General features: G+C 66.3%; 20 protein-coding genes and 1 tRNA gene. 10 read left to right on the top strand and 11 right to left on the bottom strand.

Going from position 1 to position 20,948, the window contains the following annotated elements; genetic code table 11:
* Positions 1-30: 30 nt before the first annotated feature.
* Positions 31-120: transfer RNA gene (locus ACFQ2S_RS15185), tRNA-Ser, on the bottom strand.
* 399 nt (positions 121-519) lie between these two features.
* Here ACFQ2S_RS15185 and ACFQ2S_RS15180 point away from each other — a divergent pair.
* The 7 genes from ACFQ2S_RS15180 to ACFQ2S_RS15150 are packed head-to-tail and all read left to right on the top strand — an operon-like array spanning position 520 to position 6,978.
* On the top strand, positions 520-1,452 hold the full coding sequence (locus ACFQ2S_RS15180) for an SPOR domain-containing protein (RefSeq protein ID WP_386075710.1): 933 nt from the start codon (positions 520-522) through the stop codon (positions 1,450-1,452).
* 18 nt (positions 1,453-1,470) lie between these two features.
* A complete protein-coding gene (locus ACFQ2S_RS15175) occupies positions 1,471-2,628 on the top strand; it encodes a D-alanyl-D-alanine carboxypeptidase family protein (protein ID WP_386075708.1) in 1,158 nt (385 codons plus the stop codon).
* Positions 2,629-2,632: 4 nt separating this feature from the next.
* Positions 2,633-3,286: a dTMP kinase gene (tmk, locus tag ACFQ2S_RS15170; RefSeq protein WP_386075707.1), complete on the top strand. Its 654-nt coding sequence runs from the start codon at positions 2,633-2,635 to the stop codon at positions 3,284-3,286.
* Entirely contained in the window at positions 3,286-4,428 is a 1,143-nt protein-coding gene (locus tag ACFQ2S_RS15165) for a DNA polymerase III subunit delta' (protein ID WP_386075705.1), read from the top strand. Before tmk ends, ACFQ2S_RS15165 begins: the two co-directional genes overlap by 1 nt.
* Before the next feature lie 10 nt (positions 4,429-4,438).
* Positions 4,439-5,242: a TatD family hydrolase gene (locus tag ACFQ2S_RS15160; RefSeq protein WP_386075703.1), complete on the top strand. Its 804-nt coding sequence runs from the start codon at positions 4,439-4,441 to the stop codon at positions 5,240-5,242.
* Complete coding sequence (locus tag ACFQ2S_RS15155) at positions 5,242-6,039, top strand: MBL fold metallo-hydrolase (RefSeq protein WP_386075701.1); 798 nt, start codon at positions 5,242-5,244, stop codon at positions 6,037-6,039. The genes ACFQ2S_RS15160 and ACFQ2S_RS15155 overlap by 1 nt, the downstream gene beginning before the upstream one ends.
* Positions 6,040-6,042: 3 nt before the next feature.
* The gene (locus ACFQ2S_RS15150; RefSeq protein ID WP_386075699.1) at positions 6,043-6,978 is read left to right on the top strand and encodes an AEC family transporter; all 936 of its coding nucleotides are present in this window, start codon (positions 6,043-6,045) and stop codon (positions 6,976-6,978) included.
* 67 nt (positions 6,979-7,045) lie between these two features.
* Here ACFQ2S_RS15150 and ACFQ2S_RS15145 read toward each other — a convergent pair whose 3' ends face one another.
* The 5 genes from ACFQ2S_RS15145 to ACFQ2S_RS15125 form a co-directional block, all read right to left on the bottom strand.
* Complete coding sequence (locus ACFQ2S_RS15145) at positions 7,046-7,957, bottom strand: ABC transporter permease (protein ID WP_386075697.1); 912 nt, start codon at positions 7,955-7,957, stop codon at positions 7,046-7,048.
* Positions 7,958-8,046: 89 nt separating this feature from the next.
* Complete coding sequence (locus tag ACFQ2S_RS15140; RefSeq protein ID WP_386075695.1) at positions 8,047-9,348, bottom strand: ABC transporter permease; 1,302 nt, start codon at positions 9,346-9,348, stop codon at positions 8,047-8,049.
* A 97-nt stretch (positions 9,349-9,445) separates the two neighbouring features.
* The gene (locus tag ACFQ2S_RS15135; protein ID WP_386075694.1) at positions 9,446-10,519 is read right to left on the bottom strand and encodes an ABC transporter substrate-binding protein; all 1,074 of its coding nucleotides are present in this window, start codon (positions 10,517-10,519) and stop codon (positions 9,446-9,448) included.
* Between the two features lie 74 nt (positions 10,520-10,593).
* A complete protein-coding gene (locus ACFQ2S_RS15130) occupies positions 10,594-11,694 on the bottom strand; it encodes an ABC transporter ATP-binding protein (protein ID WP_386075692.1) in 1,101 nt (366 codons plus the stop codon).
* A gap of 285 nt (positions 11,695-11,979) precedes the next feature.
* Positions 11,980-12,999, bottom strand: a complete 1,020-nt coding sequence (locus ACFQ2S_RS15125; RefSeq protein WP_386075690.1) for a zinc ABC transporter substrate-binding protein — start codon at positions 12,997-12,999, stop codon at positions 11,980-11,982.
* A 74-nt stretch (positions 13,000-13,073) separates the two neighbouring features.
* Between ACFQ2S_RS15125 and ACFQ2S_RS15120 the strand changes: the two genes are divergently transcribed.
* From ACFQ2S_RS15120 to ACFQ2S_RS15110, 3 genes are read left to right on the top strand one after another with little or no spacing between them, the layout of a single operon-like run.
* Positions 13,074-13,574, top strand: a complete 501-nt coding sequence (locus ACFQ2S_RS15120) for a Fur family transcriptional regulator (RefSeq protein WP_386075688.1) — start codon at positions 13,074-13,076, stop codon at positions 13,572-13,574.
* On the top strand, positions 13,574-14,344 hold the full coding sequence (locus tag ACFQ2S_RS15115) for a metal ABC transporter ATP-binding protein (protein ID WP_089234243.1): 771 nt from the start codon (positions 13,574-13,576) through the stop codon (positions 14,342-14,344). The genes ACFQ2S_RS15120 and ACFQ2S_RS15115 overlap by 1 nt, the downstream gene beginning before the upstream one ends.
* Positions 14,344-15,135 carry a metal ABC transporter permease gene (locus tag ACFQ2S_RS15110; protein WP_386075687.1) on the top strand — a complete coding sequence of 264 codons (792 nt, stop codon included), beginning with the start codon at positions 14,344-14,346 and terminating at the stop codon, positions 15,133-15,135. The genes ACFQ2S_RS15115 and ACFQ2S_RS15110 overlap by 1 nt, the downstream gene beginning before the upstream one ends.
* A gap of 10 nt (positions 15,136-15,145) precedes the next feature.
* Here the strand turns inward: ACFQ2S_RS15110 and galK are convergent, their stop codons facing one another.
* The 5 genes from galK to uxaC form a co-directional block, all read right to left on the bottom strand.
* Entirely contained in the window at positions 15,146-16,261 is a 1,116-nt protein-coding gene (gene galK, locus ACFQ2S_RS15105) for a galactokinase (RefSeq protein WP_386075685.1), read from the bottom strand.
* A 159-nt stretch (positions 16,262-16,420) separates the two neighbouring features.
* Positions 16,421-17,845, bottom strand: coding sequence for a mannitol dehydrogenase family protein (locus ACFQ2S_RS15100; protein ID WP_386075683.1), 1,425 nt, complete (start codon positions 17,843-17,845; stop codon positions 16,421-16,423).
* Positions 17,835-18,566 (bottom strand): 2-dehydro-3-deoxy-D-gluconate 5-dehydrogenase KduD, encoded by a 732-nt coding sequence (gene kduD, locus ACFQ2S_RS15095; protein WP_386075681.1) that lies wholly within the window; start codon positions 18,564-18,566, stop codon positions 17,835-17,837. The genes ACFQ2S_RS15100 and kduD overlap by 11 nt, the downstream gene beginning before the upstream one ends.
* Positions 18,563-19,387: a 5-dehydro-4-deoxy-D-glucuronate isomerase gene (gene kduI / locus ACFQ2S_RS15090; protein WP_386075679.1), complete on the bottom strand. Its 825-nt coding sequence runs from the start codon at positions 19,385-19,387 to the stop codon at positions 18,563-18,565. The genes kduD and kduI overlap by 4 nt, the downstream gene beginning before the upstream one ends.
* Positions 19,388-19,480: 93 nt before the next feature.
* The gene (gene uxaC / locus ACFQ2S_RS15085) at positions 19,481-20,887 is read right to left on the bottom strand and encodes a glucuronate isomerase (RefSeq protein ID WP_386075678.1); all 1,407 of its coding nucleotides are present in this window, start codon (positions 20,885-20,887) and stop codon (positions 19,481-19,483) included.
* Positions 20,888-20,948 lie beyond the last annotated feature (61 nt).

The raw sequence follows: 20,948 nt of genomic DNA, 5'->3' as shown, positions 1-20,948 counted from the left end.
CATCGAGGTAAATCAAAAGAAAATCATGATTGGCGGAGGCGGTGGGATTCGAACCCACGGTGCGCTTTGACGCACGCCGGTTTTCAAGACCGGTGCATTCGACCACTCTGCCACGCCTCCAGCAGCCCCCCGATAGACGCTGGCCGACGATTCTGAAAGCCTTGGCGTGCAACGCCTGCCAGCGAATGTATCGCCTGCCGTGCCTCGGGCCTTCCCCAATGGCCGATCTGCCTGTATAACTTCTGCAAATCGGGTCGAAAACGGCCTGAAATCGAGCAGTGGGGTCGTCGGCCGGCCCCGGACAAGCGCGAACAACGCGCGGAAAAGGGGTCAATCATGGGCGGACACGGGCGGATTCTGTTCCTTGGAGCGTCACTCATCACTCTCTCAGTTTCTGGCTGCATGGAGGGCGGTCTCGGCTCTTCCAAGGAGCCGGGCGGTGAGGCAACCGCCTTTTCCGAACGACCGGCATCCACACGACTGGTCGAACGCGATGTAGAAGCGCCCGAAGTATTCCAAGTGTCCGATCAGGGCCTGTGGGACGGACGCCCTTCGCTCGGCGGCGTCTGGGTTGCCCATCCCGACGTGACCGCACCGGAGCGGGTCGTGATCCGCAACGAGAGCAACGGCCAGTTCGTGATTGGCGCCCTGTTCAAGCGCGAACGGGAGAACCCGGGACCGACCCTGCAGGTGTCTTCCGATGCGGCCTCTGCCCTCGGGCTGCTTGCCGGGCAGCCGACCCCGCTCAACGTCACGGCCTTGCGCCGCGAGGAACCCGCCGCGGAAAGCGCGCCGGCGCCCGCTGAAACCGTGGTTGCCGAAGTCGCCGAACCGGCCGCTCCTGCTCCTGCCGCGCCCCTGCCCACCCCGGAGCCGGCAGGCGAGGCGATCGCGGCCGGCACCATCGGCGGCAGTCTCCCGGACGAGACCCAGGTTGCCGAAACGACCATTTCCCAGGACACCGAAGCCCTCGGAGCCTCCGCGGCCGCTGTCGCCGCCATCGAACCCGCACCGACCAGGAAACGGCAGTTCTGGAATCCGTTCCGCAAGAAGGCGCCGATCGAGGAGGTCACGCCCGTCGCGCTCACCCCGTCCGAAGCCGAGGCGGTCGCCCTCGCCACCACCGAGACACTGACCAGCGAGCCGCTTGCCGCGGTTGCCGACGAACCCGCCTCCGCGCCTGCGGCGATCCAGGACGCCCGCAAGGCAGGCGCCAGCATCGACAAGCCCTACGTGCAGATTGGCATCTTCTCGGTCGAGGCGAACGCCAACAGCACCGCGGAAGCGATGCGCCAGAACGGCGTGGTTCCGAAGGTCTATGAGCAGGAAAGCAGCGGCAAGACGTTCTGGCGCGTGGTCGTCGGCCCCGCGACCTCCACGTCGGACCGTTCTAGCCTGCTCAAGAAAGTGAAGGCGCTCGGCTTCGCCGATGCCTACCCAGTGAACGGCTGACGGGTTAGAGATACGGCCATGATGCGAAAGTTCACCGCTCTTCTGATTCTGGCCGCCTGCCTCGCCGCGTCTGCGGCGTCTGCGGCCTTCGAGACCCGGGCCACCTCTGCCTGGGTTCTGGACGAGACAACCGGCACGGTTCTTCTGTCGAAGAACGCGCAGGCGCCACTGCCGCCGGCGTCGATGTCCAAGCTGATGACCCTGAACATGCTGTTCGAGGCGCTGGCCGACGGACGGGTCACGCTCGACACCCGGTTCAGCGTGTCAGACAAGGCCGCCGCCATGGGCGGATCTTCAATGTTCCTCACTCAGAAGGACCGGCCGACGGTCGAGGAACTGATCAAGGGCATCATCGTCCAGTCGGGCAACGACGCCTGCGTCGTGGTCGCGGAGGGGCTTGCCGGCACCGAGGAAGGTTTCGCCCGGCTGATGAACGAGCGCGGTCGTGCAATCGGTCTGCGCAACTCGGTTTTCGCCAACTCTTCCGGCTGGCCGCATCCGAACCATCGCATGTCGATGGAGGATCTGGGCCTGCTGGCGACGCGGCTGATCGAGGACTTCCCGACCTACTACGGCTATTTTGCGATGGAGGAATTCGCGTTCGACGGACGCGTGCCCTCGAACCACCAGAACCGCAATCCGCTGCTGTCTCTCGGCATCGGCGCAGATGGCCTCAAGACGGGGCATACCGCCGAGGCCGGCTATGGCCTCGTGGGCTCCGCTGTTCAGGGCAACCGCCGGATCGTTTTCGTGATCTCCGGCCTCGACAGCGAAACCGCACGCGCCGAGGAAGCAGAAAGCGTGGTGAACTGGGCGTTCCGCCAGTTCGTCCAGAAGAAGATCGCCGACAAGGGCACCCGCCTCGCCACCGCGCCGGTCTGGATGGGATCCAAGCAGACGGTGGGAATGGTCGTCCCCGAGGATCTCGAACTGCTGGTGCCCGCCGTCGTGCGCGGCGAGATCGAGGCCGAGATCACGTACGAGACGCCGCTGCGCGCGCCGATCGCGGCCGGTCAGCAGATCGGCACGCTGATCGTGGACCTTCCCGATCTGGCCCGTCAGGAACTGCCGCTGACGGCAGAAACGGACGTCGCTCGGGGGGGCTTCCTGCCCCGGATCCGCACCGCCGCCTACGTTCTCTTCCGGCAAGTTACCGGACAGGCCGCGGGGCTCTGAGCTGATGCCAGCCCCCGAGGCCCGCCGCGGGGTCTTCATCACCTTTGAAGGAATCGACGGCTCCGGTAAGTCGACCCAGGCGCGGCGCCTTTACGAGGCCCTGGCGGCGCAAGGTTTCGCGGTAGACCTGACCCGCGAGCCCGGCGGCTCCGAGGGCGCGGAACAGATCCGCAGCCTGGTTCTCGAAGGCGACCCGGACCGCTGGTCTGCTGAAACCGAGATTCTGCTGTTCACCGCGGCGCGGCGAGACCATCTGGAAAAGCGTATATGGCCCGCGCTGGACGCGGGACGGATCGTCATCTGCGACCGGTTTGCCGACAGCACCCGGCTTTATCAGGGTTTGCGCGGCCCCGGCCTGCGCCAGCAGGTGGACCGGCTGCACGAGATGATGATCGGAACCGAGCCCGACATCACCTTTGTCATCGACCTCGACCCAGCCACCGGCCTCAGCCGCGCCAAGGGGCGGCAGACCGCCGAGGAGCGGTTCGAGGATTTCGGCGAGGGTCTGCAGCGGCAGATGCGCGACGGCTTTCTCGACCTCGCACGCGCGCATCCCGAGCGTTTCATCGTGATCGACGGTGCGCGCTGCCCCGATGCGGTGGCCGACGACGTGCTCGACCGGGCGACGGCCCGCCTTCCCCGGCCCGTCGCGGGCTGATGAGCGACGCCGACGACATCCCTGAGCCGGACCGGCTTGCCGGCGCCCCCCACCCACGCGATGCGAGGGAACTCATCGGACAGGGGGAGGCGGAGGCTGCTTTTCTCGAAGCGTTCACCTCCGGCAGGCTGCACCATGCCTGGCTGATCACCGGACCGCGCGGGGTTGGCAAGGCCACGCTCGCCTGGCGGATCGCCCGTTTCCTGCTTACCGCCCCCGACCCCGGCGGCGAAGACAGCCTCTTCGGAGCCCCGCCGCCCCCGACGTCGCTCGACGTCGATCCGGAGAACCCGGTCTCTCGCCGGATGCAGGCGCTCTCCGAGCCGCGGCTCTTCCTGCTGCGTCGCCCCTGGGACCCCAAGGCCAAGCGCCTGCGCCAGGAGATCACGGTCGACGAGGCGCGCAAGCTCAAGGGCTTCTTCTCGATGTCCGCTGCGGATGGCGGTCGTCGCGTAGTGATCGTCGACGCGGCCGACGAGATGAACACCGCCGCGGCCAACTCAGTGCTGAAGCTCCTGGAGGAGCCCCCTGCCCGCGCCGTTCTGCTGCTGATTTCGCACCAGCCCTCGAGGCTTCTGCCAACCATCCGCTCGCGCTGCCGGACCCTGCGGTGCCAGCCGCTCGAAGCCGAAGAGATGGCCCGCGCGCTCGAAGCCGCCGGCGCGCCTATGCCAGAAGATCCCGCCCCGCTCGGCGCTCTCTCTGGTGGATCGGTCGGGCTCGCGCACCAGCTTCTCACCGAGGACGGGCTCGCGCTCTATGCCGCCATCGTGCGGCTGTTCGAGGGAGCGCCCCGGATCGACCGGGAACGCGCCCTTGCCTTCTGCGACATGGTCGGCGCTCGCGGCAGCGAGGTGACCATCGACCAGGTCCTGCAGATGCTGGACCTGTTCCTGTCCCGCCTCGCCCGCGCCGGCGTTTTTGGTCCGCCCGCCCCGGAGGCGGCCCCTGGAGAGGCTGCGCTGATGTCCCGCCTCTGCCCGCATTCAGGCGCGGCGCGCCAATGGGCGACGCTGCAACAGGCCGTCAGCGAACGGACGAGGCATGGCGTCGCCGTCAACCTTGACCCCGCCGCGCTGCTGCTTGATACGGTGCTCAAGATGAACGCGGCGGCCCAGGAGGGATCGCCAGCGCCAGATTGAGCCGAGCAAGATGCCCCTACCCGAGATCGTCGACAGCCACTGCCACCTCGATTTCCCCGATTTCGAAGGCCAGCATTCCGAGATCGTCGCCCGCGCGGCCGAAGCCGGGGTGACCCGGATGGTGACGATCTGCACCAGGCTGAGACTGGAGCCCCAGGTCCGGGCGATCGCCGAAGCGCACGATCCGGTTTTCTACGCCGCCGGCACCCACCCGATGAGCGCCGCCGACGAGCCGCTCGCCACGGCTGAGGAACTCGTCGCGCTGGCCGCCCACCCCAAGTACGTGGGGATCGGCGAGACCGGGCTCGACTATCACTACACCGCCGAAAGCGCGGCGGTGCAGCAGGAAAGCCTGCGCATCCATATCGAGGCCTGCCGCCGCACCGGCCTGCCGCTGATCATCCATTCTCGCGACGCCGACGAGGACATGGCCCGGATCCTCTCCGAAGAGCACGCCGCGGGTGCCTATACCTGCGTCATGCATTGCTTCAGCTCTGGCGCCGGGCTTGCGCAGGCCGCGCTGGAGCTGGGGTTCTACCTCTCGATGTCCGGCATCGCCGCCTTCCCCCGCAGCAAGGAGCTGCGCGAGATCTTCGCCGCCGCACCGGTCGACAGGATCCTCGTGGAGACCGACGCTCCCTACCTCGCCCCGCCCCCCTATCGCGGCAAGCGCAACGAGCCCGCCTACACCGCACACACGGCAAGGGTCGGCGCCGAGGTCTTCGGCCTCGACTACGCCGAGTTCGCCGCACGGACCACGGCCAATTTCGACCGCCTGTTCTCCAAGGCCGCCGCCTGGGCCAAGGCCGCCTGATGGCCGAGCTGCGCTTCACCATCCTCGGCTGCGGCTCGTCCGGCGGCGTGCCCCGTGTCGGCGGGATATGGGGCGCCTGCGACCCGAAGAACCCGAAGAACCGCCGACTGCGCTGTTCACTCCTGGTCGAGCGGTTCGAAGGCGACAGCGTCACGCGGGTTCTGATCGACACCACGCCGGACATGCGCGAGCAACTGCTCGCCGCCGAGGTCGGCACACTGGACGCCGTGGTCTATACCCACGACCACGCCGACCATACGCACGGCATCGACGACCTGCGCATGGTGGTCTTCAATCGGCAATCCCGGCTGCCGGTCTGGGCCGATCCGGCCACCCAGAACGCGCTGCTGCTCCGGTTCGGCTACGCTTTCGTGCAGCCCGAAGGGTCCAACTACCCGCCGATCCTCGACATGCACACGATCAACAAGCCCTTCGCCATCGAGGGCGCCGGGGGTGCGATCGAGTTCGCACCGATCCACGTCCGTCACGGCGGCATCGATGCGCTCGGCTTCCGGATCGGCAAGCTGGCCTACATGCCGGACGTGAACGAGATCCCCGAGGAAGCGTGGGAGCACCTCGCCGATCTGGACTGCTGGATCATCGACGCCCTGCGCTACACTCCGCACCCCAGCCATGCCCATCTCGACATGGCGCTTGACTGGATCGCCCGCGCCGCCCCGCGCAGCGCCGTGCTCACGAACCTCCATATCGACATGGACCACGACACCGTCATCGGGGAAACCCCGGACCACGTCGTCCCGGCCCATGACGGCATGGTCCTCGCCTGCGAAGTCTAGCCCATGCTCGGCATCCTGATCTCGATCCTGCCGGTCTTCCTCTTGGTTGGTTTCGGCTACATCGCGGTGCGCAACAAGCTGTTCCCCGATCAGGGTGTCGATGGCTTGATGATGTTCGCGCAGAACTTCGCGATCCCCGCACTGCTATTCCGCGCCATGTCCACGCTCGAACTCGGCGAGGCGTTCCACCCGGCCCTGTTCCTCAGCTACTATGGCGGCGCAACCGTTTCCTTCCTGCTCTGCCTGCTGGGGGCCCGGCTGTTATTCGAGCGCCCCTGGGAAGACAGCATCGCCATCGGCTTCTGCGGCTTGCTGGCCAACGGCCTGCTTCTCGGCGTGCCGGTCACCGAACAGGCCTTCGGCCCAGAGGCAACGGAGTCGAACTTCGTCATCATCTCGGTCAACTCGCTCTACTGCTACGGCATCGGCATTACCGCGATGGAGATCGCCCGCGCCCGCTCCAGCGGCGGTTCGCTGGCCCAGATGCCGATGCGGGTGCTGCGTGCGATGTTCCGCAACTCGCTGATCATCGGGATCGGTGCCGGGCTGCTGGTCAACATCTCCGGCGTCGCCCTGCCCGCCTTTTTCACCGAGGCGCTCGACATGATGGCCCGCGCCGCCCTGCCGGCGGCCCTGTTCGGCCTTGGCGGTGTGCTCTGCTTCTACCGCCCCGAGGGCGACCTGCGCACCATCGCCTGGATCGTGCTCGCCTCGCTCGTCGTCCACCCGACGGTGACATGGCTCATCGGCTCCGCGACGTCGCTGCCCGAACCCGGCTTCCGCTCCGCCGTGACGATGGCGGCTATGGCGCCGGGGGTGAACACCTATCTTTTCGCCAACATGTACGGGGTGGCCCGCCGGGTTGTCGCCTCCGCCGTGCTCATCGGCACGGCGGTCTCGCTGTTCACAACCTGGGTCTGGCTCGCGTTCCTGCACTGAGCGTGCAGGTTTCTTCTGTCGGTAAATTTCCCGGGGGTCCGGAGGCAGCGCCCCCGGTCCTGCGGCCTTAGCTGGGCGAGACGCCGCGCAGCCTCTCCGAACGCCGCCGCAGCAGCTCGACCGTCGTCAGCAGGGCGATGGAGATCACGACGAGGATCGTCGCAACCGACAGGATCGCCGGAGAGATCTGCTCGCGGATGCCATTCCACATCTGGCGCGGGATCGTCTGCTGGTCATGCGCCGCCACGAAGAGCACCACCACCACCTCGTCGAACGAGGTCACAAAGGCAAAGAGCGCGCCCGAGATCACGCCGGGCAGGATCAACGGCATGGTGATCTTGAAGAACGTCGTCGTCGGGTCTGCGCCGAGCGACGCTGCCGCCCGTGTCAGCGAATGGTCGAAGCCCACCAACGTCGCCGTCACCGTGATGATGACGAAGGGGATGCCGAGCGTGGCATGCGCCATGATGATCCCGATGTAGGTATTGGCGAGACCGGTGGCCGAGTAGAAGAAGAACAGGCCGGTCGCGGTGATGATGATCGGCACGATCATCGGCGAGATCAGGACCGCCATGATCGTCCGCCGGAACGGCATCTCCGGCCGCGACAGGCCGAGCGCCGCAAGGGTGCCGAGGCAGGTCGCCAGCACCGTCGAGAAGAAGCCGATGATGACGGAGTTCTTGGCCGCGTTGATCCAGGCCGCATTCGACCAGGCATCGGCCCACCAGGAGCCATCGCGCGGCGCTTCCGGATTGGTCATGCCGAAGGTGAGCAGCATGTCGTACCAGCGCGTCGAATATCCCGTCGGATCGAAACTGAGCATCTTCTCGGTAAAGGTGAAATACGGCTCGGCGTTGAAGCTGAGCGGGATCACGATCAGGATCGGAGCGATCAGGAACAGGAAGATCAGCCCGCAGATCACCAGGTAGGCGTAGTGCCAGATCTTCTCGAGCGGTGAGGCATAGGTCGGCAGGGCCATAACGTATCGTCCTTTCGGCTGGGTCTGGGGGGCTAGCCCCCCAGACCCCCCAGGATATTTCCGGACAGAAGAAGCATCGGCGGTCTCTCCTATCCCAGCTTGAGGTTGTCGATCCCGACCAGCCGGTCGTAGAGCCAGTAGAGCAGCAGCACCCCGGCAAGCAGCAGCGAGGCGAGCGCCGCGGCCAGCGACCAGTTTAGCGACTTCTGCATGTGGAAGGCGATCAGGTTGGAGATGAGCTGCCCCGAGGAGCCGCCGACCAGCGCCGGGGTGATGTAGTAGCCCACGGCGAGGATGAACACGAGCAAGCCGCCGGCACCGATGCCGGGCACCGTCTGAGGCATATAGACCCTGCGGAACGCCGTCCAGGAAGTGGCCCCGAGCGAGCGCGCAGCGCGCACGTAGGACGGGTCGATCGGACGCATCACCGAATAGAGCGGCAGCACCATGAACGGCAGCAGAATATGCGTCATCGCGATGATCGTGCCGGTCTGGTTATAGATCATCTGGATGCGGTTCTCGTCCGCGATCAGGCCCGCCGCGACGCCGATGTCGTTGACCACCCCCTGGCTCTGCAGAAGCACGATCCAGGAAGTTGTTCGCACCAGAAGCGATGTCCAGAACGGCAGCAGGACAAAGATCATGAGCAGGTTCGACTTGCTCAGCGGCAGGGTCGCCAGCAGATGGGCTATCGGAAAGCCCAGAACCAGCGTCAGGAAGGTGATCAGCGCCGAAAGGATAAGGGTGCGCTGGAACAGCAGCACGTAGACAGCGCGCTCTTCCTCGACCTTGACGATATTGCCGTCGGCATCCCGGGTCCGGTCGAGCGCGGCGAGGTAGAAGTCCATCGTCACCGACTTGGAGGCGTTGCGCATCGCCGCCCACAGCTTTGGATCGGCCCATTCCTCGTCGGCGTCCAGGATCGCGTCCTTGAAGGGCGGCTCCATCCTCTCGGCCTTGCGCGCGGTCGAGGTGAACATCGAGCGGGAGCCAGAGACCTCGTAGTTGATCCGGGTGCCGATCTGGCCAATCGATTTGGTGTCGCGTGCATGGGCGAGGCCGGCGGCCAGCGCGGCATAGGCAGCCTCGTCCGGCTCGGTGCCGGCCGGGTTCGCGTCGAACCACTCTCGCAGCTCGACCATCAGCGGAACGGTCTCTCCGGTGTCCCTGTCCTTCCAGAAATAGAAGCCGGTGTTGGTAACAGACATCGACAGCATCTGCCCGATCGGGATCAGGAACGTCACCACCACGAAAAGCAGCAGTGGCAAGACGAGGTAAAAGGCTCGGCGGCGGTTGCGGGCCTGAGACCGGGCCAGTGCCGACTTCAGCGGCTTGCCATCGGCCGTGGTCAGCTTTTCCGTCGTGGACGTGGCGGCAACTGCGTCGGACATCCGCTCTCCCGCTGGATAGGGGCCGCGGCGTGCGGCCCGGGTCTTGCCGGTGTCCGCCCCGGGCAATCCGGGGCGGACGATTTCGCATCGGGCCGGATCAGCCGGCGAGCCAGGCGTTGAAGCGCTCGTTCAGCTCGGTGTCGCGGTCAGCCCAGAACTCGAAGTTCGACGGCAGCGCCTTCTGGAGGTTTTCCGCCGCGGTCGGCATGTGCGGACCCATCTCTGTCTTGCCGTCCTGGTAGAGGCCGACGAGCGGGCCGGAGGACTTGCGGGCCGGACCGTAGCTGATCCACTTGGCCTGCTCGGCGAGCTGCTCGGTCTCGGTCGCGAAGACCACGAAGTCCAGCGCGGCCTCGAGGTTCGGAGCGCCCTTCGGGATCACGTAGCCGTCATATTCGTAGACCTGGCCGTCGAAGATCGTGACGAAGGGCTGGCCCTCGCCGACGGCGGCGTTGAAGATGCGGCCGTTGTAGGCGGTGGTCATCGCGACCTCGCCGTCGGCCAGCAGCTGCGGCGGCTGCGCGCCGGCTTCCCACCAGACGACGCTGTCCTTGATGGTTTCCAGCTTGTCGAAGGCGCGGTCGACGCCCTCGTCGGTCTCGAGCATGTCATAGACCTCTTCCGGGGCCACGCCGTCGGCCATCAGCGCCATTTCGAGGTTTGCCTTGGCGCCCTTGCGAAGGCCGCGCTTGCCCGGAAAGTTCTCCAGGTCGAAGAAATCCGCGATCGTGGTCGGCGGGTTGTCGGCGAATACGCTGGAATCATAGGCGAAGATGGTCGAGAAGACGATCGTTGTCACCAGGCAGTCGGTGACCGCACCCGGCAGGAAATCGTCCATCGCCGGGGTGCCGTCCGCACCGTCGGGCAGGATCGAAGGATCGATCTCTTCCAGCAGACCCTCGTCGCAGAGACGCACGGCGTCGGCATATTCCACGTCGGCCACGTCGATGGTGACGTTGCCGGCCTCGACCTGGGCCTTGATCGGGGTCGCGGGATTGTCGGCATCAACCGAAACCACCTTGATGCCGGTCTTCTCGGTGAAAGGCTTGTGGTAGGCCTCGATCTGGGATTTGCCGTAGGCGCCGCCCCAGCTCATCACCGTGATCTCCTGCGCCGAGGCGCCGAAGGCCATAGCCGTCAGGGCCGTGGTCAGGATCAGTGTCTTCTTCATGTTTGTCTCCCTGTTGGACACTCTTGTTTTGTTCGGACGGGCTTTGTGCCCGCGCCGTTTGATATGGCTCCGGATCACATCGGGTCGAGCGCCCGCGCGTCCTGCATATGCCAGCTGATCGGAAGCTTGCGGCACGGTGTGAGGCGCTCCTGGCCGAGCATGTTGCGGCACTTCATGATGAAATCGTCGTGGCCGGCGACCCGAAGGCGGGTGCGGAAGCTGTCGCCCATGTAGATGAACTCCAGCACTTCGGCCTCAATCGTATGGGCGCCGGGGTCAAAGTTTTCGGGCTTGAACTCGACCCGTTCGGGGCGGATCGACACCAGCGTCTTCTGGCCGACCTTGGTGATATTCACCGGGGTAGCATCGATCAGTTCTCCGGTCTTCAGGCGCACGGTCGCCTTGGATCCTTCGATGCTCTCGATCGTGCCTTCGAGCCGGTTGTTCTCGCCGATGAAACCGGCGACGAAGCTGTTTTGCGGCCGCTCGTAGAGCTCGTCCGGCGGGGCGAGCTGCTGGATCACGCCATCGTTGAACACCGCCACGCGATCCGACATGGTCAGCGCCTCTGTCTGGTCGTGGGTCACGTAGACCACCGTGATCCCGAGACTTTCGTGCAGGTGCTTGATCTCGAACTGCATGTGCTCGCGCAACTGCTTGTCGAGCGCACCGAGCGGTTCGTCCATCAGGACAAGTTCGGGTTCGAACACCAGTGCGCGCGCAAGCGCAATTCGTTGCTTCTGGCCGCCGGAGAGTTGGGCCGGACGCCGCGACCCAAAGGCCCCCATCTGCACCATTTCCAGGGCGCGCTTCACCTTGGCCTCGCGCTCCGACTTGTCCAGGCCGCGCACTTCCAGCGGGAAGGCGAGGTTCTCGGCCACCGTCATGTGCGGGAACAGGGCGTAGTTCTGGAACACCATCCCGATCCCGCGCTTGTGCGGCGGGATGTTGTTGATCGAATTGCCGTCGAGGTTGATTTCGCCGTGGGTCGCGGTCTCGAACCCGGCGAGCATCATGAGGCAGGTGGTCTTTCCGGATCCCGACGGCCCGAGCATCGTCAGAAACTCGCCTTTCGGCATCTGGAGGTTGAGATCCTTGACGACAAGAGTCTCGCCGTCATAGCTCTTCTGGACCCTGTCGAACTCGACAAAGGGTCGATTAGCTGGCTCAGTCAAGGCAGCTCCTGTTGGACAAGTCTTGCGTTCATTGATGGTGACGCAATTGATTGCGTCCAACTAAAGCAACCCAATTCCCACTTGGCAATGCCCAACAGCGGATCAAATGCTGTCGAAAACGACAGATGCCCTGTGTTTGAGCACCCCTTCCGCGTGGTCTGCCGTAGGATCCGGCAGGAACACGCTGTGTTTTCGAATGGCAATAACTCTGAAGCGCAGGCACTTCAGCTGAAACGATCGGCGGAGCGATTCAACGCCCGACAGCACGCAATTTCGCTGGATCTACTAGCAGTTGCGCAGCCCGTCGGCGAGGCCCTGCAGCATCGTGCCGTAGAGGTCAGGCCCAAGTTCCAGGCCGACGCCGAGCGGGTCGAGCACGGCCAGCCCCACGTCCTCGCCCTCCGTCACGGCATCGATGAGCGAGGCGTTGAACTGCGGTTGCGACAGGATGCAGGTAACGCCCTCGTTGCGCATTTCGTCCCGCAATGCCGCCACGCGGGCCGCGCTCGGATCGCTCGCATCGCTCTTGGAAATGGCTCCAAGCGCGTTCAGGTCGAACCGTTCCTCGAAATAGCGGTAGGCGTCGTGCAGAACGACGAATCGCATGTCCTGAATCGATGAGAGATCGGCGACGATCCGGGCTTCCAGCGCCACGAGTGCGACGATCCCCGCCTCCGCGTTCTCGCGATAGACGTCAGCGTTGTCGGGGTCGGTTTCCGCCAGCGCCTCGGCGATGGCCGCGAGCCAGACCCGGCCGTTCTCCGGATCGAGCCAAAGATGCGGGTCCGCACCCTCGTGGACGTGACCTTCGTGATCGTCATGCGCTTCGTGGTCGACGTGATCCGCATGATCGTCGTGATCGTCGTGATTGTCTTGTTCAGCATGGTCGTCATGCCCATCATGATCGGTGTCGCCGTCATGGTGGTCCGCGTCCTCCTCGATCGAAAATACGGCGTCCTCGCGCATCTCGAACTGCACCGTGCCGGGCACCTCCGAGAGCGTCAGCACCCTGGCGCTCTGCCCGAGGTTCCGAATGGGGGTCTCGAGCCAGGGTTCCAGGTCCTCGCCCACCCAGACGACCAGCCCGGCTTCCGCAAGCGCACGCGCCTCCGAAGGCCGCATCGCGTGGCTGTGCGGCGAGGCCCCTTGCGGCACGATCAGCGTCGGCGCGCCGAGATCGCCCATGACCTGAGCCACCAGCGAATGCACCGGCGCGATGTCGACAGCCACGCTGGGCACCTCCGCGGTCGCGGTCGTGGCGAACAGCATTGCGACTATGAACGATTTTGCGATACGGCTTTGCATTCCCGGCCTCCAGTTCTCGATGGCGGCTCCCTAGATGATATGTTATAACAAAACAAGTCCAATTCGGAGGGGCCATGTCGGACCTGCACAGACATCAGGAGACGTTGGGATTCGCGCGCCATGACCATGGCGGATGCGTCACCACCGCCATGGCGTCAGCTGAAGCGCGCTGCGCCGAGGAGGGCTTGCGGTTTACGCCGGTCCGGCGCCGCGCGCTCGAGATCCTGCTGGAACGTCACCAGGCCATGGGCGCCTACGAGGTGCTGGAGCGGCTGCAAAAGGAAGGTCTGGGCGCGCAGCCGCCGGCGGCCTATCGGGCGCTCGACTTCCTGGTCAGCCATGGCTTCGCCCACCGGATCGAACGCCTCAATGCCTTTGTTGCCTGCGTTTGCCCGGGCAGCGACCACCTGCCCGCCTTCCTGATCTGCACCTCCTGCAACCGGGTCGCGGAGACCGTCACGATACCTGCCCGGGAGTTCTTCGATACCGCGGCCGCGGAGGCGGATTTCGCGATTGCAAAGATCCTCGTGGAGGCAGAGGGCACCTGTGCCACCTGCCGGAGCAAGGAAACCTGATGAAAAGCCCCCAAGCGCCCCTGGTGTCGGTTCGCGGCCTGGCGATCCGGCTCGGCCCCCACGACGTGCTACGCAACGTGGATCTCGACATCGCCGCAGGCGAGATCGTGACAATCGTCGGGCCGAACGGCTCCGGCAAGTCGACCCTGCTGCGCGCGATCATCGGAGCGATCGAGCCGCGCGCGGGCACGGTCACGCTGCGGCCCGGCGTCCGGCTGGGCTACGTGCCGCAGAAGCTGCAGATCGACCCGACGCTGCCGATCAACGTGGCGCGGTTTCTCAACCTGCCCACCCGGCGCCCCGCCGCCGACATCGCCGAGGCGCTGCACACCGCCGGCCTGCCGGACCTGCAGAAGCGTCCGATGTCGGCCCTGTCCGGCGGCCAGTTCCAACGGGTGCTGCTCGCCCGGGCGCTGCTCGAAAAGCCCGACCTGCTGCTGCTGGACGAACCGACGCAAGGGCTCGACCAGCAGGGCTCGGCCGCCTTCTACCAGCAGATCGAGGAGGTCCGGGCGCGGCTCGGCTGCGCGATCCTGATGGTCAGCCACGAGCTGCACGTGGTGATGAGCGCCTCCGACCGGGTAATCTGCCTCAACGGCCACGTCTGCTGCCACGGCACGCCCGAGGTCGTGGCCTCGGCGCCGGAATACCGCGCTCTGTTCGGCACCGGCACAAAGGGCGCGCTGGCGCTTTATCGGCACACCCACGACCACGGGCACGATCACGACCATCCGCAGCCAGACCATCACCACGAGGACCACGCGATCTGATGCTCGACGATTTCATGATCCGGGCGGCGCTTGCCGGCGTCGGCACCGCGGCCGCGGCCGCGCCCCTGGGATGCTTCGTGGTCTGGCGCCGCATGGCCTATTTCGGCGATGCGACAGCCCATGCGGCCATGCTGGGCGTCGCGCTGGCGCTGACCTTCCAGGTCCCGGTCTTCGGCGGCGTGCTCCCCGCGGCGCTCGCCATGGGTCTCACCGTCAGCACCCTCTCCGGCAAGGGGCTGGCCGCCGACACGCTGCTGGGCGTGCTCGCGCATTCGGCCCTGGCCTTCGGCCTTGTCGCTGTCTCGTTCCTGTCGGGCGTTCCGGTCGACCTCATGGGCTACCTGCTTGGGGACATCCTCGCCGTCAGCAAGGGGGACCTTGCGGTCATCTGGGCCGGTGCGGCCATGGTCTCGGCGCTGATCGCCTGGCGGTGGTCGGACCTGCTCATCGCCACGGTCGGTCCGGATCTCGCACGGGCGAGCGGCATCGATCCGCGCCGGGAGCAGATGGTTTTGACGCTCTGCCTCGCCCTGACCGTCGCGGTGGCGATCAAGGTCGTGGGGGTTCTGCTGATCGCTGCCCTGCTGGTGATCCCCGGAGCGACCGCGCGCGGCCTCGCCAGCAGTCCGGAGGCCATGGCCCTTACGGCCGCCGGCCTGGGGAGCCTGTCGGCGCTCGGCGGCCTCTGGGCCTCCTTCCAGTTCGACACGCCCACCGGCCCGACCATCGTCTGTGTCGCGGCCACGCTGTTCGTGCTCTCGACCCTGTTGCGCAGCGTACGGGAAGCCTGAACGAGGCGCGTCAGGCGACCGCCAGCACCCGCGCTTCGGGAAACCCGGCCCGGATCGAGGCGCAGAAGGCATCCAGATGCACATCGCGGACCAGCGCCACGATGGCCCCGCCAAAGCCGCCGCCGGTCAGCCGCGCCCCGAGCGCGCCCGAGCGCATGGCGCCATCGACCAGCGCGTCGACGCGGGCAATCGACACCTCGAAATCGTCGCGCTGCGAGAGGTGGCTCTCGATCATGCGCCGGCCAAAGGCCGCGGCCGCCCCGGCTTCCAGGTCCGCAACCCCGGCGCGGACCCGTTCGTTCTCGGTCACCACGTGGCGCACCCGGCGGCCGAGCGGTTCGGCCAGCCCGATGGCGCGGCCGAGATCTTCGAGCGACAGCTCCCCGAGATCGGCCACCCCAAGTTCGCTGGCTGCCCGTGCGCATTCGGCGACACGCTCGGAATAGGCGTCGAGCGCCAAACGGTGGCTGACACCGGAATGGACCACGACGAAATGATGGTTGTAGGGCAGTCGGATCGGCGAGACGTCGAGCGTGCGGGTATCGAGCAGCAGCGCGAGCCCGGGCACCCCGGCCGATGCCGCCACCTGGTCCATGATCCCGCAGGGCACGCCGACATAGTCGTTCTCGACCTTCAGCGCGATCCGCGCCAGTTCGCCGGGCTCGTCCTCGCGGCCGAGAAGCGCATTCGCCGCCCGCAGCGTCGCCACCTCGACGGCCGCCGAGCTGGAGAGCCCGGCCCCCACCGGCAGCGTCGCGGAGACCGCGCAGTGGCAGCCGTCGCGCGCGATCTCTTCGCTGGCGACAGCCTGAAGACAGCCGAGCATGTAATCCGACCATCGACCGGCCGGCGGATCGTCAGCTCGGCGACGATCGGTCTCGGAGAGCGTTTCGCTCACGAATTCGACGAGTCCGGGCTCGCTGCCCGGCCCGACCGCCACCGCGACCCCGAGGTTGAGCGGCATCGGCATCGCGAGTCCGCCGGTGTAGTCCGTGTGCTCGCCGAGCAGGTTGACCCGCCCGGGCGCAAAGGCGACGGCTCCGGGTTGGCATCCGAATGCCGCTTCGAAAGCATTGGACACCTGGACGAGCAGTTCCTCGTCGGTCACGTTGCTTACCCGCTGCACCCCCTGCCCTCCCCGATGCGGCGCACCGGCTATCGGGGCGCGCGGCGTTCACGATAGGCGGGGGCGGTGCCGGCGTCCATGGCCGCCAAAATGAAAACCCGCGCGGGGCCGGGTGGCGCCGCGCGGGTCGGAATCCGTGTCGGGCGTCTGGCCCGCGCGTCAGCCGAGCGCTTCCACCGAGGCGCGTGCGCCCTTGGCCACCAGCGCCGCATGGACCGGCTGCAGAAGTGGTTCGAGCCGTTCCGCCAGGTCTGCGGGGAAGACCTCGCGGACCGTCAGCAACGCGTGCACATCGCCGTTCTCCGGCGCCTCGTCGGTCAGGGTCTGCAGCCGCTCGGCCAGAGGGTCCTGAACGTCGATCGCCGCGCCCTTTTCATCGGTACCGGCGACGTAGCGCATCCATGCGGACACCGCGAGCAAGAGCCGCGGGGAGGTACGGTCGTTGTCGAGGTTCTCCTGCAGCGTGGAGAGGATCCGCTGCGGCAGCTTCTGGCTGCCGTCCATGGCGATCTGCCAAGTGCGGTGCCGGATCGACGGGTTGCGGAACCGGTCCAGCAACATGCCGGCATAGGCGGCGAGATCGACACCCTCGGGCGGCGTGAGCGCCGGGATGATTTCCTCACCCCAGAGCTTCTCCACGAAGCCCGCGAAGGCCGCGTCTGCGGTCGTGTCGGCAATGGTCTCATGGCCGGCAAGGTAGCCGAGGTAGGCCAGCGAGGAATGCGCCCCGTTCAGCATCCGCAGCTTCATATGCTCGAAGGGCGTGACGTCCTCGACCATCTGTACGCCGACCGCCGCGAAGTCCGGGCGCTCGCCGCCGACGAACTCGTCCTCGATCACCCATTGCCGGAACGGCTCGTGCATCACCGGGGCGGCATCATGGTAGCCTACGGCCTCCTCAACGCGGGCGATGTCCTCCGGTTTGGTCGCCGGCACGATCCGGTCGACCATCGTGGAAGGGAAACGCCCCTCCGCCTCGATCCAGTCGGCCAGCTCCGGGTCGATCAGCCGCGCAAGGTCGATCACCACGCCCCGCGCCACCTTGCCGTTGTTGGGAAGGTTGTCGCAGCTCATGACGGTGAAGGGCGGCCGGCCGACCTCCTTGCGCCGTTGCAGCGCCCGGACGATGAAGCCCGGCGCCGATTTCGGCAGTTCGCCGGTGCAATCGTAGACGATGTCGGGGTGTTTCGGGTCGAGTTCGCCCGTCGCCGGGTTGTGGCAATAGCCCTTCTCGGTGATGGTCAGCGAGACGATGCGAACATCGGGATGCGCCATCGCCGCGAGCAGAGCCTCGGGGTCTTCCGGCGCGACCAGCATGTCGCGCACGTTCTCCACCACGTTGAAGCGCTCGCCCTGCGGCGCCAGCTCCACGGCGGTATAGGCGTAGCCCTGCGGCTTCAGGGCATCGCGCACCGCGGGGGAGCGGAGCGAGACCCCCAGAATGTCCCAGTCGCCGCCGCCCGCCCGGACTGCTTCCGCGATCCAGGGAGCGCCGAAGGCGCGGAAAAAGGCGCCGAGGCCCAGATGGACGATGCCGATCCGGGCCTCTTCCGCGTTCTTGCGGGTTAGTCGTTCAGCGGGCAAGCCAGCCTCCGTCAACGTTGTAGACAGCCCCGTTCACGTAGTCCGAGGCGGGCGCAGCCAGGAAGACCGCCGTACCGGCGATGTCCTCGGGCGTGCCCCAGCGGCCCGCGGGAATGCGGCCGAGGATCTCGGCGCTGCGGGCAGGATCGGCGCGCAGGGCGGCGGTGTTGTCGGTGGCGATGTAGCCCGGCGCGATGGCGTTCACGTTGATGCCCTTCGCGGCCCATTCGTTGGCCATCAGCTTGGTCAGTCCCGCCACGCCGCTCTTGGAGGCGGTGTAGGACGGCACGCGGATGCCGCCCTGGAACGAGAGCATCGAGGCGATATTGATGATCTTGCCCGGCCTCTCGGCCGCCAGCGCCGCCTTGGCGAAGGCCTGGCAGTTCAGGAAGACCGCCTTCAGGTTGATCGTCATCACGTCATCCCAATCGGCCTCGGAGAAGTCGACCGTGTCGTCGCGCCGGATAATCCCGGCATTGTTGACCAGGATGTCGATTTGACGTTCGGCGAAGATCGAGGTCAGCGCCTTGGGATCCTCGATCAGGTTGACGAGCACCTCGTCGGTGCTGCCGAGCTTCTCCAGGGTCTCTGTCGCCGGCACGACACCGGCACAGATCACCTTGGCCCCGGCGCCCGCCAGCCCGAGCGCGATGCCCTGGCCGATACCGGTGTTGGCGCCGGTCACCAGCGCGGTTTTTCCTTCGAGCGAGAACGAGATCATTTGAGCTCCTCCACGGGGATCATGTCCATGTCGGTGAAGGCCATGTTGTCGCCTGCCATGGCCCAGCAGAAGGTGTAGGAGCCGGTGCCGGCGCCGGAGTGGATCGACCAGGGCGGTGACATGACGATCTCTTCGCTGTGCATGACCAGGTGCCGGGTTTCCTGCGGTTGGCCCATGAAGTGGAACACGCACTGGCCCTCGGCCACGTCGTAATAGAGATAGGCCTCCATCCGGCGGTCATGGGTGTGGGCCGGCATCGTGTTCCAGACCGAGCCGCCGTGCAGCTTGGTGTAGCCCATCACGAGCTGGCAGGATTTCACGCCGTTTTCGTGGATGAACTGGTAGATCGTGCGGTCGTTCGAGGTCTCGGCGGAGCCGAGCTTCACCTCGTTGGCATCCGCGGGCCTGGCCAGCGTGGTCGGGTAAGTCTGATGCGCCGGGGTGGAGACGATATAGAACCGTCCCGCGCCGGAAAAGGTCACCGGGCCCGCACCCATGCCGATGTAGAGCACATCGCCGTTGGCCAGCTCGTAGGTCTCGCCGCCGACCGCAACGCTGCAGGTCTCGCCGATGTTCAGGATGCCGGCCTCGCGGCGAGCGAGCCAGGTGTCGGTGCCGCATTCGGCAACCGCGTCGAGCGTCAGATCCTTGCCGGCGGGCACCGCACCGCCCACGATCATGCGATCGTAGTGGGTATAGGTCAGGCGGATCTCGCCTTCGGCGAACATGGCAGGGACGTGGAACTTCTCGCGCAGTTCGGCGGTGTCGTACCGCTTCGCGGCCTCCGGATCGGTGGCGTAGAGTGTCTTGACAGTGAGCATCTGGTGAGTCCTTTCAATTGGACGCCGCGCCGGGCGCGACGATGTCGGCAATTGGTCCCGCCTGCCGGTCGCAGGCGTGCGTCGGCATGCAGGTCAGAGGCGGTAGGCCTTCTTGACGAGCCGGTATGCGAGCTCCTGCGCCACGTCGAAGGCCTCGTCCTCGGCCAGCCGCCCGGTGTTGACGAGCGTCGAGAGGAAGGCGCAGTCGACCCTGCGCGCGACGTCGTGCCGGGCGGGGATAGAGCAGAAGGCGCGGGTGTCGTCGTTGAAGCCCACGGTGTTGTAGAAACCGGCGGTCTCGGTGGTCATCTCACGGAACCGGTGCATCCCCTCGGCGCTGTCGTGGAACCACCAGGCGGGTCCGAGCTTGAGCGACGGGTAGACGCCGGCCAGCGGTGCGAGTTCGCGGGCATAGACGGTCTCGTCGAGGGTAAAGAGGATCACGCTCAGGCGCGGGTCCGTCCCGACCTCGTCCAGCAGCGGCTTGAGCGCGGTCACGTAGTCGGTCCGTCCGGGAATGTCGAAACCCTTGTCGCGGCCGTATTGCGCCATCATGGGCGCCGAGTGGTTGCGCCGCGAGCCCGGATGGATCTGCAGCACCAGCCCGTCGTCGAGGCTCATCCGCGCCATCTCGGTCAGCATGTGGCCACGGAAGGCGTCTGCCTCTTCTGCTGTGCAGGTGCCTTTCAGCGCCTTTTCGAACAGCGCCACCGCCTCGGATCGGGGAAGGCATTCGGTCCGCGCTGTCGCGTGGCCGTGATCCGAGGAGGTGGCGCCGAACTCCTTGAAATACGCACGGCGATTGCGATGCGCTTCAAGGTATCCGTCCCAGGTGGTTGCGTCGGTGCCGGCCATCTCGCCGAACCGTGCGACATTCTCTGCAAAGCCCTCGAACTCCGGATCCACCACCGGATCGGGGCGATAGGCCGTCACGACCCGCCCGCCCCAGCCGCTCTCGCGGATCATCCGGTGCCAGCGCAGATCGTCCAGCGGGCTTTCGGTGGTGGCGATCACCTCGATCCCGAAACGCTCGAAGAGCGCCCGGGGACGAAACTCGGGCCTGCCGAGGCAGTCGGAGATATGATCGTAGAAGGCATCGGCCGACTCGGGGCCGAACCGGTCGGTCAGGCCGAAGACATGCTCGAAGGAATGGTCGAGCCAGAGCCGCGAGGGCGTGCCGCGGAACAGGTAGTAATGCTCGGCAAAGAGCCGCCAGATCTTGCGGCCGTCTATCTCCGCCCGCGCGCCATCCGCCCGCGGCACTCCGAGGTCATCGAGCGAGACGCCCTGCGAGAACAGCATGCGGAAGACGTAATGGTCCGGGGTGACGAAGAGCTGCGCCGGATCGGGGAAGGGCTCGTTCTCGGCGTACCAGCGCGGATCGGTGTGTCCGTGCGGGCTGACGATAGGAAGATCCTTGACGGAGCCGTAGAGCGTGCGCGCCAGATCGCGGGAACGCCCCTCGACCGGGAAAAGCCGATCATCATCCAGTTGGCTCATCTTCCCTCCCCCTGTATTTCAAAGTCTTGGCCGGGTAGCCATTGCTTTCTGGCAGACTGAT

This window comes from Tropicimonas aquimaris, assembly GCF_042676185.1.
GTDB lineage: Bacteria > Pseudomonadota > Alphaproteobacteria > Rhodobacterales > Rhodobacteraceae > Tropicimonas > Tropicimonas aquimaris.
This window is presented reverse-complemented; position numbering and strand designations above follow the sequence as displayed.

What these genes read in the sequence shown, in the direction of transcription:
- ACFQ2S_RS15175 (WP_386075708.1), top strand. Translation starts at nt 1,471, where the DNA reads ATGATGCGAAAGTTCACCGCTCTTCTGATTCTGGCCGCCTGCCTCGCC.
- tmk (WP_386075707.1), top strand. Translation starts at nt 2,633, where the DNA reads ATGCCAGCCCCCGAGGCCCGCCGCGGGGTCTTCATCACCTTTGAAGGA.
- ACFQ2S_RS15165 (WP_386075705.1), top strand. Translation starts at nt 3,286, where the DNA reads ATGAGCGACGCCGACGACATCCCTGAGCCGGACCGGCTTGCCGGCGCC.
- ACFQ2S_RS15160 (WP_386075703.1), top strand. Translation starts at nt 4,439, where the DNA reads ATGCCCCTACCCGAGATCGTCGACAGCCACTGCCACCTCGATTTCCCC.
- ACFQ2S_RS15155 (WP_386075701.1), top strand. Translation starts at nt 5,242, where the DNA reads ATGGCCGAGCTGCGCTTCACCATCCTCGGCTGCGGCTCGTCCGGCGGC.
- ACFQ2S_RS15150 (WP_386075699.1), top strand. Translation starts at nt 6,043, where the DNA reads ATGCTCGGCATCCTGATCTCGATCCTGCCGGTCTTCCTCTTGGTTGGT.
- ACFQ2S_RS15145 (WP_386075697.1), bottom strand. Translation starts at nt 7,957, where the DNA reads ATGGCCCTGCCGACCTATGCCTCACCGCTCGAGAAGATCTGGCACTAC.
- ACFQ2S_RS15140 (WP_386075695.1), bottom strand. Translation starts at nt 9,348, where the DNA reads ATGTCCGACGCAGTTGCCGCCACGTCCACGACGGAAAAGCTGACCACG.
- ACFQ2S_RS15135 (WP_386075694.1), bottom strand. Translation starts at nt 10,519, where the DNA reads ATGAAGAAGACACTGATCCTGACCACGGCCCTGACGGCTATGGCCTTC.
- ACFQ2S_RS15125 (WP_386075690.1), bottom strand. Translation starts at nt 12,999, where the DNA reads ATGCAAAGCCGTATCGCAAAATCGTTCATAGTCGCAATGCTGTTCGCC.
- ACFQ2S_RS15120 (WP_386075688.1), top strand. Translation starts at nt 13,074, where the DNA reads ATGTCGGACCTGCACAGACATCAGGAGACGTTGGGATTCGCGCGCCAT.
- ACFQ2S_RS15115 (WP_089234243.1), top strand. Translation starts at nt 13,574, where the DNA reads ATGAAAAGCCCCCAAGCGCCCCTGGTGTCGGTTCGCGGCCTGGCGATC.
- ACFQ2S_RS15110 (WP_386075687.1), top strand. Translation starts at nt 14,344, where the DNA reads ATGCTCGACGATTTCATGATCCGGGCGGCGCTTGCCGGCGTCGGCACC.
- kduD (WP_386075681.1), bottom strand. Translation starts at nt 18,566, where the DNA reads ATGATCTCGTTCTCGCTCGAAGGAAAAACCGCGCTGGTGACCGGCGCC.
- kduI (WP_386075679.1), bottom strand. Translation starts at nt 19,387, where the DNA reads ATGCTCACTGTCAAGACACTCTACGCCACCGATCCGGAGGCCGCGAAG.
- uxaC (WP_386075678.1), bottom strand. Translation starts at nt 20,887, where the DNA reads ATGAGCCAACTGGATGATGATCGGCTTTTCCCGGTCGAGGGGCGTTCC.